Annotated in this window: 17 protein-coding genes; 7 read left to right on the forward strand and 10 right to left on the reverse strand. The window is 64.0% G+C overall.

Annotated elements, in window-relative coordinates:
* Positions 1-82: 82 nt before the first annotated feature.
* From AX702_RS19495 to AX702_RS19505, 3 genes are all read right to left on the reverse strand, one after another.
* Entirely contained in the window at positions 83-973 is an 891-nt protein-coding gene (locus AX702_RS19495; RefSeq protein WP_197420690.1) for a GNAT family N-acetyltransferase, read from the reverse strand.
* Positions 970-1,920, reverse strand: coding sequence for a polysaccharide deacetylase (locus AX702_RS19500; RefSeq protein WP_066782049.1), 951 nt, complete (start codon positions 1,918-1,920; stop codon positions 970-972). The genes AX702_RS19495 and AX702_RS19500 overlap by 4 nt, the downstream gene beginning before the upstream one ends.
* A gap of 106 nt (positions 1,921-2,026) precedes the next feature.
* On the reverse strand, positions 2,027-2,449 hold the full coding sequence (locus AX702_RS19505; protein WP_082746375.1) for an EF-hand domain-containing protein: 423 nt from the start codon (positions 2,447-2,449) through the stop codon (positions 2,027-2,029).
* A gap of 216 nt (positions 2,450-2,665) precedes the next feature.
* Here AX702_RS19505 and purB point away from each other — a divergent pair, with 216 nt between their 5' ends.
* Complete coding sequence (gene purB, locus AX702_RS19510; RefSeq protein ID WP_066782051.1) at positions 2,666-3,976, forward strand: adenylosuccinate lyase; 1,311 nt, start codon at positions 2,666-2,668, stop codon at positions 3,974-3,976.
* A gap of 55 nt (positions 3,977-4,031) precedes the next feature.
* Here the strand turns inward: purB and AX702_RS19515 are convergent, their stop codons facing one another.
* Complete coding sequence (locus AX702_RS19515) at positions 4,032-4,997, reverse strand: agmatine deiminase family protein (protein ID WP_066782052.1); 966 nt, start codon at positions 4,995-4,997, stop codon at positions 4,032-4,034.
* Entirely contained in the window at positions 4,994-6,640 is a 1,647-nt protein-coding gene (locus AX702_RS19520; protein ID WP_066782053.1) for a M28 family metallopeptidase, read from the reverse strand. The genes AX702_RS19515 and AX702_RS19520 overlap by 4 nt, the downstream gene beginning before the upstream one ends.
* 122 nt (positions 6,641-6,762) lie before the next feature.
* Here AX702_RS19520 and AX702_RS19525 point away from each other — a divergent pair, with 122 nt between their 5' ends.
* Positions 6,763-8,754, forward strand: coding sequence for an alpha/beta hydrolase family protein (locus AX702_RS19525; protein ID WP_066782054.1), 1,992 nt, complete (start codon positions 6,763-6,765; stop codon positions 8,752-8,754).
* Positions 8,755-8,840: 86 nt separating this feature from the next.
* On the opposite strand, the gene rpsD is transcribed toward AX702_RS19525, so the two are convergent.
* Complete coding sequence (gene rpsD, locus AX702_RS19530; RefSeq protein WP_066782055.1) at positions 8,841-9,455, reverse strand: 30S ribosomal protein S4; 615 nt, start codon at positions 9,453-9,455, stop codon at positions 8,841-8,843.
* A gap of 247 nt (positions 9,456-9,702) precedes the next feature.
* On the opposite strand from rpsD, the gene AX702_RS19535 reads away from it, so the two are divergent.
* Positions 9,703-10,014 (forward strand): chorismate mutase, encoded by a 312-nt coding sequence (locus tag AX702_RS19535; protein WP_066782056.1) that lies wholly within the window; start codon positions 9,703-9,705, stop codon positions 10,012-10,014.
* A 197-nt stretch (positions 10,015-10,211) separates the two neighbouring features.
* On the opposite strand, the gene AX702_RS19540 is transcribed toward AX702_RS19535, so the two are convergent.
* Positions 10,212-10,916 carry a murein L,D-transpeptidase catalytic domain family protein gene (locus tag AX702_RS19540; protein WP_066782057.1) on the reverse strand — a complete coding sequence of 235 codons (705 nt, stop codon included), beginning with the start codon at positions 10,914-10,916 and terminating at the stop codon, positions 10,212-10,214.
* Positions 10,917-11,123: 207 nt separating this feature from the next.
* Here AX702_RS19540 and AX702_RS19545 point away from each other — a divergent pair, with 207 nt between their 5' ends.
* Positions 11,124-11,750, forward strand: coding sequence for a L,D-transpeptidase family protein (locus tag AX702_RS19545; protein WP_371262911.1), 627 nt, complete (start codon positions 11,124-11,126; stop codon positions 11,748-11,750).
* A gap of 80 nt (positions 11,751-11,830) precedes the next feature.
* Here AX702_RS19545 and AX702_RS19550 read toward each other — a convergent pair whose 3' ends face one another.
* On the reverse strand, positions 11,831-12,787 hold the full coding sequence (locus AX702_RS19550; RefSeq protein WP_066782065.1) for an isopenicillin N synthase family dioxygenase: 957 nt from the start codon (positions 12,785-12,787) through the stop codon (positions 11,831-11,833).
* 176 nt (positions 12,788-12,963) lie between these two features.
* On the opposite strand from AX702_RS19550, the gene AX702_RS19555 reads away from it, so the two are divergent.
* The 3 genes from AX702_RS19555 to AX702_RS19565 all read left to right on the forward strand — a co-directional run bounded on the left by AX702_RS19555 (position 12,964) and on the right by AX702_RS19565 (position 14,667).
* Entirely contained in the window at positions 12,964-13,308 is a 345-nt protein-coding gene (locus tag AX702_RS19555; protein WP_066782066.1) for a DNA primase, read from the forward strand.
* Entirely contained in the window at positions 13,277-14,203 is a 927-nt protein-coding gene (locus AX702_RS19560) for an MliC family protein (RefSeq protein WP_197420691.1), read from the forward strand. Before AX702_RS19555 ends, AX702_RS19560 begins: the two co-directional genes overlap by 32 nt.
* 125 nt (positions 14,204-14,328) lie before the next feature.
* Positions 14,329-14,667, forward strand: coding sequence for a DMT family protein (locus tag AX702_RS19565; protein WP_066782060.1), 339 nt, complete (start codon positions 14,329-14,331; stop codon positions 14,665-14,667).
* Positions 14,668-14,671: 4 nt separating this feature from the next.
* Here AX702_RS19565 and AX702_RS19570 read toward each other — a convergent pair whose 3' ends face one another.
* Positions 14,672-15,250, reverse strand: coding sequence for a nitroreductase family protein (locus AX702_RS19570; protein ID WP_066782061.1), 579 nt, complete (start codon positions 15,248-15,250; stop codon positions 14,672-14,674).
* Between the two features lie 248 nt (positions 15,251-15,498).
* A complete protein-coding gene (glnA, locus tag AX702_RS19575) occupies positions 15,499-16,911 on the reverse strand; it encodes a type I glutamate--ammonia ligase (RefSeq protein ID WP_066782062.1) in 1,413 nt (470 codons plus the stop codon).
* Positions 16,912-16,989: the final 78 nt, after the last annotated feature.

Genomic DNA, 16,989 nt, shown 5'->3' on the forward strand with positions numbered 1-16,989 from the left:
TTAGCTCCTTCGCAGCGCCCCTGTCGCCTTCTTGTCGGTACCGAGCGGCGCATCGCGCGTCCGGGGATTCCTGCGGCGCCAGTCAGGCCCGCCGCACCTGATCGGCGATCCGCCGCAACGCCGGCATCGCCGCGGCCCTTTTGGCAACCATGATCCCGGCGTCGAACCCGCGCACCAGGGTGAGCGCCCCCCTGTTCGCCAGCGTGGGCCGCAGCAACAGTAGATCGCGACAGGCGATCCCCGCGCTTGCCATCAGCCGCTTGTGCTGCCCTTCGCCTTCGGTGAAATCGAAACGTGCGAAGCGGTCGTCGAAGAGGTCGCTCAGCGCCGCCTCCATCAATACGCTTCCCGGAGAGAGCGCTGCGAAGCTCGGATCGTGACCGACATAGTCGTAGCGCAGCGTATTTCCGTCCGCGCTGCACCAGAGGTAAGCGGCAGCCACATCGTTGACGAAGAGCAGCCACGCGCGAATCTGGTCGCCAGCGGCCAGCGCTTCCGTCCGCTGGATCGACGCCGCATCGCCCGGCAACCCCGCCCCCATCAGCCGCTCCTGATAGGTCTTTTCCGCCAATGCCCTTGCCACTGGATGGAATGCCGACAATTCGTCAGCCGTGCGAAAGCGGCGTATGTCCAGTGTGCCGCCGTTGGCCGCGGCCAGCTTCTTCGCCTTGCGCTTCAGGGTCGAGCGGGTCTGCCCGGAGAGGCCAGCGCGCCACGCCACCTCCCCAGCCGCCAGATCGACATAATAGCGCGTATAGCGCTGCCGCTCGAACGTCAGCCCCTGCCAATCCGGGGAAAGCGTTTCCGGCAGGGAGGTGAGCAGATAACCGTGCTCGGCGCTTGCCAATGGCGGCAGCGCCGGCCGCAGTCCGGCCAGCGCTTGATCGAGCGATAGTCCGATCCGCCGCAGCCGACGCGGAATGGTGGCAATCGTGCGCGCGCCGATCTGCAGCCGCAAGGCGGCATTGCTCATGCGCGCCGCTCGCTCACCAGGTTGGACCAGGCCTGCTCCACCTGCCGCCGCCCCCGCCGCCAGCGACTGGCCGCCAGCGGCTTGTCTGCGGCATTGAGCGCCAGCGGCACCTGATCGGTGAAATGCGTTGTGGGCGCCGCATGGCGCCGGGCTTCGAGCAGGCGGCACAAGGCGCGAAAGCGGCTCACATGAACATCGTTCGCCTTCACGCCGGCGCGATCGGCAAGCTCGAAACTGTGGCTGACGATCGTCGTGGCAGCATGGCCTTCGTCGATCGCATGGTCGATCGCCGCCGTCATTTCCGCGTTCGACAGGGCACAGATCTGGAAGTTCCGCCACACGCCCGGCGTGTCTTCGATCGTCGTGACCGGCACCTCGATAACGCTGCAATGCCGAACCGGAGAGATAAGCTCGGCCGGCAAGCCGATTGAGCTTGGCCAGGGATGATGCGCGCCATTGTGGCTGCTGTCGTAGATGATGCCCAACGAGCCAAGCGCCACCAGGGTATCGTCGTTGGCTGCGTAGCTGCCGCTGCGAAAAGCGATAGGGCGCGGCGCCCCCGCCGCCATCAACAGGCTGGCCGCTTCACTCAACAATTCTCGCTGAGCGTCGGCGGAATAGTCGCTCAGTTCGAACGAGGCATGAGCCTGCCGATCGGCGAGCCGGGCCTTTGCCCAGTTCGGATGCAAATGCAGCTGCACCTCCTGTCCCGCTGCCAAAACAGCTTCCACGATCCGTCGGAACGGATCGAGGCCGTAGATGCGCGCTGGCATGGGATCGACGAAGAAGGTCGCCTTCAATCCATGGCGGGCAAGCAGGTCGAGCTGCCACGCGAGACCGACGCCGGCAGGCTCTATGGATCGCGTCTCCACGACAGCCGGATCAAAGCCGGCAACGTGATGTCGCCACGCGATCTCGGTGTCGATTGTGAGAAATACCGGGGTCATGCCGTCCCTCTAGAACCCGCGCGTAAACATTCCCCGAACTCGTTTCCATGAAAAAGGCCGCCGGATCGGTCCGGCGGCCCTTGCGTAGTGACATATCAAAAAGGGATCAGCCCGCGCTAGACTTCACCGATGCGCCCAGAAACCCGGTAAGTTCAGCCCGCGTGAGCGTGGTGGACTTGTCCGTATCCGCCTTCGCGAACGCTGCCTCGTTCCAGCTCGCATCGCCCGGCTTGTCGCCGCCATCCGGTGCCTTCGCCTTCAGCGCGTCCATCCAGGCGGCGAACTCCGCCTTTTCCAGCGTGCCGTTGCCATCCTTGTCATAGGACGCGAACTCGGCGTTGACGATGGAAGAAACTTGGTCGGTTGTTGTCGCAGCCGCTTGCGCTGGCTCAGCCGCCGCAGGTTCTTGCGGCACGATCGCCGGCCCGGGCGCCGAGGACGGCGCGGTCGGCTTTGTCGTTCCACCATCCTGCGCAAGCACAGGGCCAGCAACAACCATGGCACTGGCCATGAAAAGCTGCTTCAGCATCATCACTCTCCTTACAGATCTATTATGATGCCACGCCAATTCATACCTTCCGGCACGATCCGCCTGACATGTTCTTGGCTCTATCAACCGACAATTATCATATCGGGTTCCGAACCTGCGATTTGAAGCCTTGACGCATGCCTGCTACCCGCGCGCAACCGCTTCCCTCGGCGACTCACGGCGAGCCGTTGTCGCCGTACGACCAAGGATGTTCACATGGTTCCGCGCTATTCCCGCCCAGAGATGACGGCGATCTGGACGCCCGAGTCGCGTTTCAAGATCTGGTTCGAGATCGAGGCTCACGCCACCGAAGCGCTGGCGGAGCTTGGCGTTGTCCCGAAGGAAGCGGCGGATGCGCTCTGGGCCTGGTGGCGCACCGAACCCACCATCGACGTCGCCGCGATCGACGCGATCGAGGCCGTCACCAAGCATGACGTGATCGCCTTCCTCACATGGGTGGCCGAGCAGGTCGGCGATCAGGCACGCTTCATGCACCAGGGCATGACCAGTTCGGATGTGCTCGACACCTGCCTTGCCGTGCAGCTCGCGCGCGCGTCCGATATCCTCATCGCTGATCTCGATGCGCTGCTCGCCGTGCTGCGCCGCCGCGCCGAGGAGCACAAGCTGACGCCGACGATCGGCCGCAGCCACGGCATCCATGCCGAGCCGGTGACCTTCGGGCTGAAGCTGGCGGAGGCTTATGCCGAGTTCAGCCGTTGCCGCACCCGCTTGGTCGCCGCCCGCGCCGAAGTCGCCACCTGCGCCATTTCCGGTGCGGTCGGCACGTTCGCCAACGTCGACCCGCGGGTAGAGGAGCATGTCGCGGCCAAGCTGGGCCTCGCGGTCGAGCCCGTCTCGACGCAGGTGATCCCGCGCGATCGCCACGCGATGTTCTTTGCGACACTGGGCGTTGTGGCGAGCTCGATCGAGCGACTGGCGGTGGAAGTGCGCCATCTCCAGCGTACCGAAGTGCTGGAAGCCGAGGAATATTTCTCGCCCGGGCAAAAGGGCTCGTCCGCCATGCCGCACAAGCGCAATCCCGTGCTGACGGAGAATCTGACCGGCCTCGCGCGCATGGTCCGCGGCTATGTGACGCCGGCGCTGGAAAACGTCGCGCTCTGGCACGAGCGGGACATCAGCCATTCGTCGGTCGAGCGCTACATCGCGCCCGACGCCACCATCACGCTCGATTTCGCCCTGGCGCGCCTCACCGGCGTGATCGACAAGCTGCTCGTCTATCCCGAGCGGATGCAGAAGAACATGGATCGCATGGGCGGCCTGATCCATTCGCAGCGCGTGCTGCTGGCGCTGACCCAGGCCGGGGTCAGCCGCGAGGACGCCTATCGCCTGGTTCAGCGCAACGCGATGAAGGTCTGGGAGTCGGACGGCGCATTGTCGCTGAACGAACTGCTGAAGGCTGACGCCGATGTCACCGCAGCGCTATCGCCTGAGGCGATCGATGCCGAATTCGACCTTGGTTATCACTACAAGCACGTCGACACGATCTTCGCGCGCGTATTTGGCTGAAATTCTCCGTGGATCACCCCTGATCAGGCCAGGGGTGATCCGCGGAACGGCCAGGTCAGGCCGGAATTTGCTGCGAGATACAGTGGAAACTGCCGCCGCCCGTCAGGATCGCATCGGCGCGCAGGCCAACGACCTCCCGGTCCGGGAAGATCGCCTGAATGGCTTTTACCGCCGCTTCGTCCTGCTCGGAGCCATAGATCGGCACGACCACGGCCGCATTGCCGATGTAGAAGTTCATGTAGCTCGCCGGCACGATCTCGCCGTCGCGCAGCACGCGGCCGGGCGACGGCACCGTTACCACTTCCACACCAAAGGCACGCGCCTGCTCCGCCGCCTGCTGGTAGACCTGCCAGTTGGGATCATTCTCCCCGCCGGCCGGTAGCGCGAGACGCCCCTCGCCTACGAAGCGGGCGAGGTTGTCGACATGCCCGTCGGTATGATCGTTGAGCAGGCCGTCACCCAGCCACAGCACCCGGTCGAAGCCGAGATCGGCCTGCAACCGCGCCTCAATTTCGTCGCGCGACAGGTCAGGGTTGCGGTTGGGGTTCAGCAGGCACTGCTCAGTGGTCACGACAAGGCCGGTGCCATCCCCGTCGATCGCCCCGCCTTCAAGCACCCAATCGTGCCTTTTCAACGTGTGGCCACGATCCGCCGCTAGCCGCTGGCCGATATCGTCATCGCCCGGCAGGTCGTATTTCCCGCCCCAGCCGTTGAAATCGAAATCATGCGCAACGCCGTCCGCGCCGATGATCGGCGCCGTGTCGCGCAGCCAGATGTCACCGAACAGCTCAACCACCACCTCGGCGAACGGCGCAAGCCGGCGAGCTTCCGCAGCGGCCTCCTCATCCGCCGCCACCAGCAGCACCTGCTCGCCTTTGCCGTACGCATGGACGGCAGCGGCAAAGGCCACCACTTCGCTGCGGGCCTGGTCCAGATCCTCCTGCCAAAGATCCGGATGGCTCGGAAAACCGATCCAGACGGCCTTGTGCGATGCCCATTCGGGCTTAGGTGCGCGGCTCATTTTGCCTCCTGCCGGGATTTGTCTCGGATCGCCTTGAACTCGGCCGTCGGATACCAGTTCGGCCACGCGTCGCCGTCTGCGAGTTGCCGGCCCAGCTGATAGTAGATTGTCAGATCCTGCAACGCGCCGTCCCAGTTCCAGTTGGGATCAAATTCGTCCTTTGGCCCGTGATAGCGGTTGCGCACATAATCCTGCGCCGCCGCGCGCCCGGCGGCCGTTCCGCCATTAACCAGATCCTCGCCGCTGCCCGCCGACAGCATCGGCACGCCCAGCTTGGCGAAGGAGAAATGGTCGGAGCGGTAATAGCCACCGCTTTCCGGCGTCGCTTCCGGCGACACCCGGCGCCCCTGCGCCGCGAGCAACGGCTTCGCCATCTCCTCCAGTTCCGATTTGCCCGCGCCGGTGATCTCGAAATCCTTCACCGCACCCATGACGTTCAGCACATCCATGTTGACGCCGCCAACAGTCTTGCCGAGCGGAAAGACCGGGTTGGCTGCGTAATATTCGGAGCCCAACAGCCCGCTCTCCTCCGCCGTCACGGCAAGAAACGCGACCGACCGGCGGGTCGGCCCGGCCGCGCGATACGCTTCTGCCAGCGCAACCAGCGCCGCCGTGCCGGTCGCATTATCCAGCGCGCCGTTGCAGATGTCGTCACCCTCAACCGCGTCACAGCGACCAAGATGGTCCCAATGCGCCGAATAGAGCACCACCTCGTCCGGCGCCGTGGTGCCGGGCAGCACGCCAATGACGTTCTTCGACATGCTGCGCTTGATCTCGTTGGAGAAGCTGCCGGACAGCTTCAGGCCGAGCGGCACGGCGCGAAAGCCCTTCTGCTTGGCCGCCGCGGCGAGCTGATCGAAATCCTTGCCGGCTGCGGCAAACAGCTCCTTCGCCTTGGGCAACTGAATCCAGCCGACCACCTGGCTCTGGTCCATATGGTCGTTCGGCGCGGCGAGCTCATATTGCGCGCCCGTCCACGAAGACTGGACCACGGACCAGCCATAAGCGGCCGGCTCCGTCTGGTGAACGATGATGGCACCGGCTGCGCCCTGCCGCGCGGCTTCTTCGAACTTGTAGGTCCAGCGGCCATAATAGGTCATCGCGCGACCCTCGAACAAACCGGCCTGCGCGCCTGCTTCCTTGGTCTGCCAGTCCGGATCGTTGACGAGGATGACGACCGTCTTCCCCTTCACATCCAGGCCGGCATAATCGTTCCAGCCCTTTTCGGGTGCGTTGATGCCGTAACCCACGAACACCAGCTCGCTGTTGTTCAGCGCGATCTTCGGCACCACGCGATAAGTGCCCGCCACGATATCCGTCCGGTAGCTGAACGTCACCGGCGCCTTGCCGCCCGTGGCGGTAAAGGACGAGACGTTCGTTGCGGTGATCTCCACCATCGGCACATCCTGGGTCCACTGGCCCTTGTTTCCGGGCTTCAGCCCCGCTGCCGCGAACCTTTTGACCAGATAGTCGATCGTCTTCGTTTCACCCGCGGTGGTCGGCGCGCGCCCCTCATAAGCGTCGGACGACAGCTCCTTCGTGACGGACTTCAGCGTCTCGACGGAGATCTGCGGCGCCTGTTGCGCCAGGGCCGGCGTGGCGGTGATAAGAGCGGCAAGGGAGCACAGGAGAATAGAACGCATCCGCGGAACCTCATGGGAAGGATGGCTGTCCAATACAGGCTGGCACCCTGCCCGCAACGTCTTGTGCGCTCTTGCAATCGTCGCGCCGCCCGGCAAAGTCGTTGTCGGGGGGAAACGACAAGATGAGGAAGAGAGTGATTTCGCGCGTCGCGATTGCGGCGTTGCTGGCGGCTGCGGCGCCCATGTCGGCCTATGCGCAGAATGCCGCAAGTGTAGCGAAGGCGTTCGGCGCGCGCGAAGGCATCAGCCAGATCAGCCTTTCGCCAGACGGCAACCGCGTCGCGATGATCGTGCCGGCGGGCACCCGGGGCGCGGCGCTGATGATCGCCGATCCGGCGAAGGGCGGTATGCCCGTTTCGATCATGCAGACCAGCGGCGATCCCGAACGGCTGGTGAGCTGCCAATGGGCGACAACGGAGCGGCTTGTCTGCCGCGCCGTCGTGATGACCCGCAATTCGAACCTGATCGAAGGATATACCCGGCTGTTCGCGATCGATGCGGATGGCAAGGACTTCAAGCTCATCACGGCGCGCGTGAACGAACGCTCCTTGTACTTCCATGGCAATGGCGGACGGGTTCTCGATCTGACCGGAGACGGCAAGGGCAACATCCTGGTCGCTCGCCAATATGTGCCGGAAAGCTCAATCGACCGCGTCGTTCAAAAGAATGACGAGGGCCTGGGCGTCGAGCGGGTGGACTTGAAGTCGCTTCAGCGTCGCCCGGTAGAACGGGCTAAGCGCGACGCGGTGGAATATATCAGCGATGGCCTCGGCACCGTCCGCATCATGGGCGTGCGGCCAACCGCAGGTACCGGCTATTCCGTCAGTGAGATCAGCTATTTCTACCGCAAACCGGGCTTAAAGACCTGGGAGCCGCTCTCCAAGCTCGCACTCCTCGGCGGACGCTTTCAGGGGTTCAACCCCTATGCTGTCGATCCCAAGCTCAACGTCGTCTACGGGTTCGATGATTACAACGGCCGTCAGGCGCTCTGGAAAGTGGCGCTGGATGGAACGCTGAAGCGCGATCTCGTACTCGCCAACTCGCAGGTGGACGTCGATGATCTGATCCAGATCGGCCGTCACCGCCGCGTGGTAGGGGCGAGCGTCGCCACGGATTTCCGACGTCCGGCATTCTTCGATACGGAGCTATCCGCGCTGTCCAAGGCCTTGGCGAAGGCGCTGCCCAACCAGCCGCTTGTGAGCTTCGTCGACGCCAGCACGGATGAAAGCAAGCTGCTGATGTTCGCCGGGGGCGACACTCAGCCGGGAGCCTTCTACCTCTTCGACAAGCAAAGCCGAAAGCTCGCCGAAGTGCTGCCCGTCCGGGCCGATCTGGCAGACGTGCCGCTCGCGACGATGAAGCCGGTCATGTTCCCGGCGGCCGATGGCACGAAGATCCCCGGATATCTCACCTTGCCGGTCAACAGTGACGGCAAGAACCTTCCCGCGATCGTCATGCCGCACGGCGGGCCTTCCTCGCGCGACGAATGGGGCTTCGACTGGTGGGCGCAGTTCTTCGCGGCACGCGGTTTCGCCGTGTTGCAGCCCAACTTCCGCGGCTCGGCCGGGTACGGCGCGGATTGGTTCGCGGACAACGGCTTCAAATCGTGGAAGACCGCGATCGGCGACGTGAATGACGCCGGACGCTGGCTCCTGTCCTCCGGCATCGCACGCCCGGGCAAGCTGGCGATCGTCGGCTGGTCTTATGGCGGCTATGCGGCGCTGCAATCGGGCGTCGTTGACCCGGACCTGTACAAAGCGGTGATCGCTGTCGCGCCGGTCACCGATCTCGCGGCCTGGAAGCAGGAATTCTTCGATCGGTCGAACTATCCGCAGGTTCTAAAGATGGTCGGCGAAGGTCCTCACATTCGGGAAGGCTCGCCTGCACAGAACGCGTCCGCGATCCGTGCGCCTGTTCTGATGTTCCACGGCGATCTCGATCTTAATGTTGAGGTCGAGGAAGCGCGGCTGATGGAGCGCGCGTTGCGGACTGCCGGCAAGAACGTCACCCTGCACGAATATAAGGGTGTCGCGCACTCGCTGGAGGACAGTGCGGTTCGGGCCGACATGCTGGAAAAGTCGGACTCCTTCCTGCGCAAGTCACTGGGGCTCTGACCAAAAGAAAGGGCGGCCCGAACGGACCGCCCTTTCTTGTTAACTCGCTGCGGCGGTGAAGCCCCGGCCGAAGGCGGAGCATCAGGTCAGCGGCTGTAGAACTCGACCACCAGGTTCGGTTCCATCTTCACCGGATAAGGCACTTCGTCCAGCGTGGGCACGCGGATGAAGGTCACCTTGGTGTTGCCGTCCTGAACCACATAGTCCGGCACGTCGCGCTCGGCGAGGTTCTGCGCTTCGAGCACCAGCGCCATCTCCTGCGCCTTCTTGCCCAGCGTGATCTCGTCGTTCACCGCACAACGACGCGACGCGATGTTGCACTTCACGCCGTTGACGTAGACGTGGCCGTGGCTGACGAGCTGGCGCGCGGCGAAGATCGTCGGCGCGAACTTTGCGCGATACACGATCATGTCGAGGCGACGCTCGAGCAGGCCGATCAGGTTCTGCGAGGTATCGCCCTTCATCCGGGCCGCCTCGTCATAGCAGTGGCGGAACTGCTTCTCGGTGACGTCGCCGTAATAGCCCTTCAGCTTCTGCTTGGCGCGCAGCTGGATGCCGAAGTCCGACACCTTGCCCTTGCGGCGCTGGCCGTGCTGGCCGGGGCCGTACTCACGCTTGTTGACCGGGCTCTTCGGGCGACCCCAGATGTTTTCGCCCAAACGGCGGTCGAGCTTGTGCTTGGCGCTATGGCGCTTCGACATCGTCTTTCCTTCGATTTGCTAACAACGTTGGTCCCGGTATCGCACCGGCCGCCTGATGGCGGCCAGGCCTCCTGCTTCACCGGGATGCAGGGGCGATCGCGAAGGGGCGCGCCTAGCCGAGTGACGGTTCTGAGTCAAGGAGCGGAGCTATCAAGCGCCACCCCAAGCCTTATACACCACGAACGGGACACCGCCCCCGCCATTCTCAAGGCTGGACAGCCGCGGCCCGCCCCGTCAAGGCGCCCACATGACGATCCTTCCCGGACCAGACTGCACCACCATGGCCGAAGTACGCGCCGGCGTCGACGCGCTTGATCGCGAATTGGTTGCCCTGCTGCGCCGCCGCTTCGATTATATGGATGCCGCCGCCCGCATCAAACCGGAACGCGGCCAGGTCCGGGACGAGGCACGCAAGGCGCAGGTCATCGCCAATGCTCGCGCCCATGCCGCCGCTGCGGGCCTGCCGGAACAGGCCATCGCGCAATTGTGGGATGATCTGGTCGAAGCCTCGATCGCCTATGAACTGGCCGAATATGATCGCCGCCAAACCAAGCCATGAAGCGATCGTCGTTCTGTGGGAACCGCGACGTACGCTCCCATCGAACGTTTTAGGCCAGTGACCCAGAACATGGGTTCGACGGGCTCAAGTCGAACGAGGTAAGGCGGCCCGAAACGGCGCTCTACCGCGGGCAACCCTCACTCTTGCCTGACATCTAGGGCGCGGCCGATCGGCCGCGCCCAGATCACATGTTCGGCTTACACCTTTGCCGCGTAGATCATCCGGCCCTGACCCAGACGGTCGAACACCTCCGCTAGTTCGCGCTCACCGACCGCGAAGCAGCCCTGGCTGCGGCCCAGACGGCCATGCGTGCGCAGCATGTCCTCGTTCGAATACCATGCCCCGTGGACCACGATGGCGCGCGCCAGCGCATTGTTGTTCGTGTGGTCCAGGCCGATCAGCCGCTGCGACTTGCCATGCTTGCCGACGTAATAATTGTCCGCGAGGAAGGCGCCTTCGCACGAGGCGTTCGAACCGTTAAGGTTGGAGAAGCGCTGGAGATAGCCGGTATGCCCCGGATCCGATCCGCTGCCATGCGCCACGAGCTTCGACACGCTCTTGCCGCTGATGAGATCGATGAAGTGGAAACGACGCTGCGATGACGGCGCGGAGAAATCGGCGATGACGATGCGGTCGCGCAGCTTGATGCTGTCGCCATGGCGCTCCAGCGCGGCAAGCGCCTGACGCATCAGTTCAGGGCGCACCACCCGCGGTGAAGTCGGCACGATGCGTGGCGCAGGGCGTACCGGCGCCATGTCGGACGGGGTCAGGGCACGCGGACGCGCATCGGCCGTGCGCATCGCGGCGGACACGGCATCCGGAATGATCATCGCGCCGGCCAGCGCGCCAGCAGTCTTCAGCAAGCCACGACGCGTCGGCGCCGTTTCACCCAATTTCGCCATCGATTTTGAAATCCCCGTTCCCGGTATGGCACGCTTATAGCAGGAAAAAGGTGAACAATCTCTGCTGTTTCCCGCAAACCGCCGACGAACGCGGCCAATCCACCGCGCGTATGACGCGGTTCATCGCATGGCACCAAATAGCAGGAAACGCGTTTATGATGCGACGGCCCGATGATCTCGGGCCCCCACATCGAAAGGGGTCGCACCATGCGCATGATTCGCGCGATGCTGCCGGCTGCCCTAGGATTGGCAGCCTTCACATCTATGCCGGCTTTGGCGGAAACGTCAACGCCTTCCGTAATCGGCAACGCATCGGGCGTTGCGCTCGTGGAGGCTGCGGCAAGCCTCACGCCTGGCCAATATCTCTGGGAACATGATGCAGCGGCCGGCCCGGTCAGCATCCTGATCAGCATCCCGGATCAGAAGGCTTATGTGTACCGCGGCGATATGCTGGTGGCGGTTTCCACCGTGTCGACCGGCAAGGAAGGCAAGGAAACGCCCGTTGGCATCTTCAGCATCCTGCAGAAGAAGCAGATGCACCGGTCCAATCTCTACGACGACGCCCCCATGCCCTACATGCAGCGGCTGACCTGGGACGGCATCGCCATTCACGCCGGCAAGAACCCGGGCTTCCCCGCCTCGCACGGGTGCATTCGCGTGCCTGCCAGCTTTGCCAAGAAGCTGTTCGCCGCGACGGAGATGGGCGCCACGGTAGAGGTGACCGACATGGCCTATGCCGGTGACATGATGGCGCCGCGCAGCGATGCGCAACTGACGGCGGCGGCGAATGGCGCCACCAAGGGTGACCTGAAGACTTTCCTCGCCAGCCGCTAACCGGCGGGGCTGCGAGCAGGAGCAACCACTCTGCGGATGCTTCTGCGGAAAAGGCGGGGCATCGCTGCCCCGCCTCCAGATCACTTCTTGATCAGGCCGATTTCCACCAGACGCTCGTGAAGGTAGCCGTTTGCCGTGATCGGCGTTGGATAGCGGTTCGGGTTTTCCGTCGTGATTGTCTGCTGCAGCGTCTCGATCATGAAGTCGGGCGCCGGATGCAGGAAGAAGGGCATGGAATAGCGAGAATGCCCGCGCCGCTCGGGCGGCGGATTGACCACACGATGTGTGGTCGACGGCAGGACATGGTTGGTCAGCCGTTGCAGCATGTCGCCGACATTCACCACCATCGCGCCTTCCGGCGGCTTGATCGCCAGCCAGGTACCCGAATCGCGATCGAGCAGTTCAAGGCCCGACTCCTCGGCACCAAGCAGCAGGGTGATCAGGTTGATATCCTCGTGCGCACCGGCGCGCACGCCCTCCGCATCGGCCGGAATCGGCGGGTAGTGAAGCAGGCGAAGAACCGAATTGCCGTCCTTCACCGCGGGATCGAACCAGTTCGGTGTCAGGCCAAGGTGGCGAGCGATGGCGGAAAGGAGCTTGTCGCCGGCCGTGTCAAAGGCGCGGAACAGTTCAATGAACGTGTCCTTGAACCCCTCGGGTCGCGCCGGCCAGACGTTCGCCGGCATCTCGCTTTCGTAATGATGGCCGCTCGGCAGCTCGCGCCCGACGTGCCAGAATTCCTTTAGGTCGACGTGCTTGGCGTCCTTCGCAATCTCGGTCTTGAACGGCGTGTACCCACGCGCGCCGCCTGCTCCTTCGATGAAATAGCCACGCTTTTCTTCATCGGGGAGCGCGAACAATGCCTCGGTCTGAGACCAGGCGCGCGCGATCAGCTCCTGCGGGATGCCGTGGTCGGCGACGATGGCAAAACCGAAACGGCGAAACGAGCCGCCCAGATCTGCGGCGAACCGGTCGGGATCGTGGGCCTGATCGGCCAGGCTCAGCGTCGGCACCTTCGCCAACGGGGTATCAAGCATCACTAACGCCTTCATGGAATAGCGGAATGATCGCTACATAAGCGCGCGGCGCTAACCCCGCCAGTGTGGCCGAAATTCCCCACATGCCGGCGCTTGCCGTCCATTTGTTCGGCGCATCAGCCGGAACCGGGCGCGGTGTGCATCCGTTCGAAAGCGCACGATCAGGAGGAACGATCATGGGCGGCCATCAGGTGACCAGCCACGGCGCAGACGACCACGGCTATGATGAGGACGGCTACGACGAAAGCCAGCGCGCGGAGATCCTGGAAGCAACCAGGGATGGTCCGGGCGACGGCACCATCATCACCGATCTCGATCCGGATCTCGACATCGAGGACATCGACGATGTGGAGGAAGACGAGCTTGTGATGCGCGACGACGAAGTCGCGGAACAGGACGATGACGCCGATCAGGACGAAGACGACATCGCCGAGGATGAAGTCCAGGACGAGTTCGACGACGGGACCGTCGATGATGACGAGGACCTCGATGATCCTGATGACATCGCGCTCAATTCCTAATCAGGCACAGGCGCTGCATCTCGGGGCGGCCATGGTTCTGCTATGTCCGGCCTGCTCGCCCCGGCAGCCTTCCGATGAGGTCGACATAGCGGATGCGGCGCAGGCCGCACGCGACGCGATCGGCAATCATCGCGACACCAGCTCGTCCGCGCCGCAAGCGCCGGTTCAGTCCTCGCCGGCCCGGCCGCAATCACCCGCTGAAAGCGCGGTCCGAACGGATCCGCTGCCGCCCCCCGGCCCCGCCGGTCAAGGCGCGGCACTCCCTGAGGACGAGGATCGGAAGTCTGCAGCGACAACGCTGCGTGGCTATTTCCGGTTGATCGGCGAGCGCCGGTACAAGGAAGCTTGGAATTTATGGGATCGCGACGGAGCTGCGTCGGGCATGTCGCGCGAGGCTTTTGCCCAAAGCTTCGCCAAATACCGTAGCTTCGACGCGGAGATCGGTTCACCGGGCCGGGTCGATGCGGGCGCCGGCCAGCGCTACGTTACCTTCCCCGTCACGGCTGCCGGCACCTTGCACGATGGAAGCCCGTTCACGATGGCGGGACCGGTAACGTTGCATCGTACCGGGCCGATCGACGGCGCGACTGAGCGGCAGCGCAGCTGGCGAATCCACGAATCCGGCCTTCGTCCTCGCCCCGCCCGATCAGATACCGCCGACCAGATCTCCGTCCGCTATCGATGTGAGAACGGCACCGAATTCGCGGCCCGCTTCGACAATCGCGCGAACACCGCTGTCATCTCGCTCCCGTCGATCAGTGTTCAACTTGAGGGGCAGCCGGTCGGCTCGGGCATTCACTACGCCGGCCATGGCTATGATCTTCGCGGCAAGGGCGATCGGGCCACCTTCTCCCGGCCCCGCTTTGCGCCGACCGAATGCCGCGCCTTGTCGTAAGCAGATAGCGCGCGGGCACCGGCAATCGCCGGTACACAAATCACGATGACCGCACCCGCCCGCAGCGGCGACGCGTCCGGATCAACAGGCTGTCACCAACTGCCCGCAGCGCCTACACCGGCTGGATGCCGACGATCGCCCTGCTCCTCGTCTCCAACGTCTTCATGACCATCGCTTGGTACTGGCACCTGAAAGGCGGGATGGCGAAGCCGCTGCCCAATGTCATTCTGCTGAGCTGGGGCATTGCGCTGGTCGAATATTGCTTCGCCGTGCCGGCCAATCGGCTCGGCTATGCCAGCGGCTGGACGGGAGGGCAGTTGAAGGTGGCGCAGGAGGTCATCACACTGCTGGTGTTCGGCGCCTTCGCGGTCCTTGTTCTTGGCGAACAGTTGAGCTGGCGTCACGCTGGCGCATTCGCCTGCCTGATCGGTGCCGCCGCCTTCATGTTTGCTGGCCGCAGCTAAGCCGTCACCGCCGCCAGGTTTGAATGGCCGTTCCGAGATCCGGCCGCGGACGCTCCTCCAGCGGTCGCGATGGCGTGCCGATGAAGATGAATCCGGCGATCCGCTCAGGCGCAGCACCAAACGCATCGCGAACTTGATCGTTAAAGGCGGCCCAGGTCGTCAGCCAACCGCCGGCGAATCCCATCGCATGGGCTGCATGCAGCAGGTTCATGCAGGCGGCCCCGGTCGACAGTTCCTGCTCCCACAGCGGGATCTGGCTATCCGTCCGCGGCGACGACAGCGCCACCACCAGTGCGGGTGCCTGATGGGCGAACTGTTCGATCGCCTCCAGTTCCAGCCGCTTCGCCTCCGGGCGTTCGGCGGTGTAGGCGTCGAGCAGAAGTGCCCCGAAATCGGCGCGCTGCTCCGCCTCGACGATCACGAACCGCCAGGGCGCTAGCTTCCCATGATCGGGCGTGCGGCAGGCGATGGCGCACATTTCGGCAAGTTGGGCGTGGTCCGGCCCGGGTGCCGAAAGATCGCGGGGCTTTCCTGATCGGCGTGTGGCGAGAAGTGAGAGCGGCGTCGACGTGTCATTGAACATGCCGTCACTCTAGCCGTCGCGAGCCGGTCGTCGAGCGCATTGCCGTCACCACAGGGTTGCCAAAAGAAGAGGGCGCCCGGATTTCACCGGACGCCCTCTCGTCATTCTACCGCAGCAAGGCCGTCTTTCGACCACCTGCCTGGCCAGGCGCTAAGGACGAGCCATCACGCCTCGCCGTCCCGGGGGCCGGCCGACAGCGCCGGCGCAACGGACCGTCGGCCGCCGCAGCACGTGTCGGCGCGGCGCGCTCAGGCGCTGTAGTACATGTCGAATTCGACCGGGCTCGGGGTCATTTCCCAACGGGCGACCTCGCTCCACTTCAGTTCGACATAAGCCTCGATCTGATCCTTGGTGAACACGTCACCCTTCAAGAGGAAGTCGTGATCGGCCAGCAGGCTGTCCAGCGCCTCGCGGAGCGAACCGGCGACGGTCGGCACTTCGGCGAGCTCGGCCGGGGGCAGATCGTACAGGTTCTTGTCCATCGCCTCGCCCGGATGGATCTTGTTCTGGATGCCATCGAGGCCGGCCATCAGCAGCGCGGCATAAGCGAGATATGGGTTCGCCATCGCATCCGGGAAGCGCACCTCGACGCGCTTCGACTTGGCGCCCGTGCCATACGGGATGCGGCACGATGCCGAACGGTTGCGGCTCGAATAGGCGAGCAGCACCGGCGCCTCGTAACCCGGCACCAGCCGCTTGTAGCTGTTGGTGGTCGGATTGGTGAAGGCGTTGATCGCCTTAGCGTGCTTGATGATGCCGCCGATGAAATACAGGCACATGTCGCTGAGCCCGGCATAGCCGTTGCCGGCGAACAGCGGGTTCTTGCCATCCCAGATCGAGAAGTGGGTGTGCATGCCCGAGCCGTTATCTTCCTTGATCGGCTTGGGCATGAAGGTCGCCGACTTGCCATAGGCATGCGCGACCTGATGCACGACATACTTGTAGATCTGCATGCGATCGGCGGTGGTGGTCAGCGTGCCGAAGGTGAGGCCGAGCTCGTGCTGCGCCGCGGCCACCTCATGGTGATGCTTGTCGCACGGCAGGCCCATCTCGATCATCGTCGAGACCATCTCGCCGCGGATGTCGACTGCGCTGTCGACCGGCGCGACGGGGAAATAACCGCCCTTGGCGCGCGGGCGGTGGGCGAGGTTACCGCCCTCATACTCCCGACCGGTGTTGGTCGGCAGCTCGATATCATCGATCTTGAAGTAGGACTCGGCGTAGTTCGTGTCGAACTGCACGTTGTCGAACATGAAGAATTCGGCTTCCGGGCCGACATAGACGGTGTCGCCGATGCCGGTGGAGGCGACATAAGCCTCGGCGCGCTTCGCGGTGGTGCGCGGGTCACGGGCATAGCCCTCGCCGGTCGACGGCTCGAGGATGTCGCAGAACACGATCAGCATCGGCGTGGCAGAGAACGGATCGGTGTAAACGGCGTCCAGATCCGGCTTCAGGATCATGTCGGATTCGTTGATCGCCTTCCAGCCTTCGATCGACGAGCCGTCGAACATCAGGCCGTCGGTCCACTCGTCTTCGCCCATCACGCTGGCAACCATGGTCAGGTGCTGCCACTTGCCCTTGGGATCGGTGAAGCGCAGGTCGACCCACTCGATCTCTTCGTCCTTGATGCGCTTGATGACGTCTGCGGCGGTCGTTGCCATTTCTGTTCGTTCCTTCTTCGATCTCTAACGCCCCTCCCGCTCGCGGGAGGGGTTAGGGGAGGGAATGTCGTCGGAGGA

It is taken from the genome of Sphingomonas sp. CCH5-D11 (assembly GCF_001557395.1).
Classification (GTDB): Bacteria; Pseudomonadota; Alphaproteobacteria; order Sphingomonadales; family Sphingomonadaceae; genus Sphingomonas.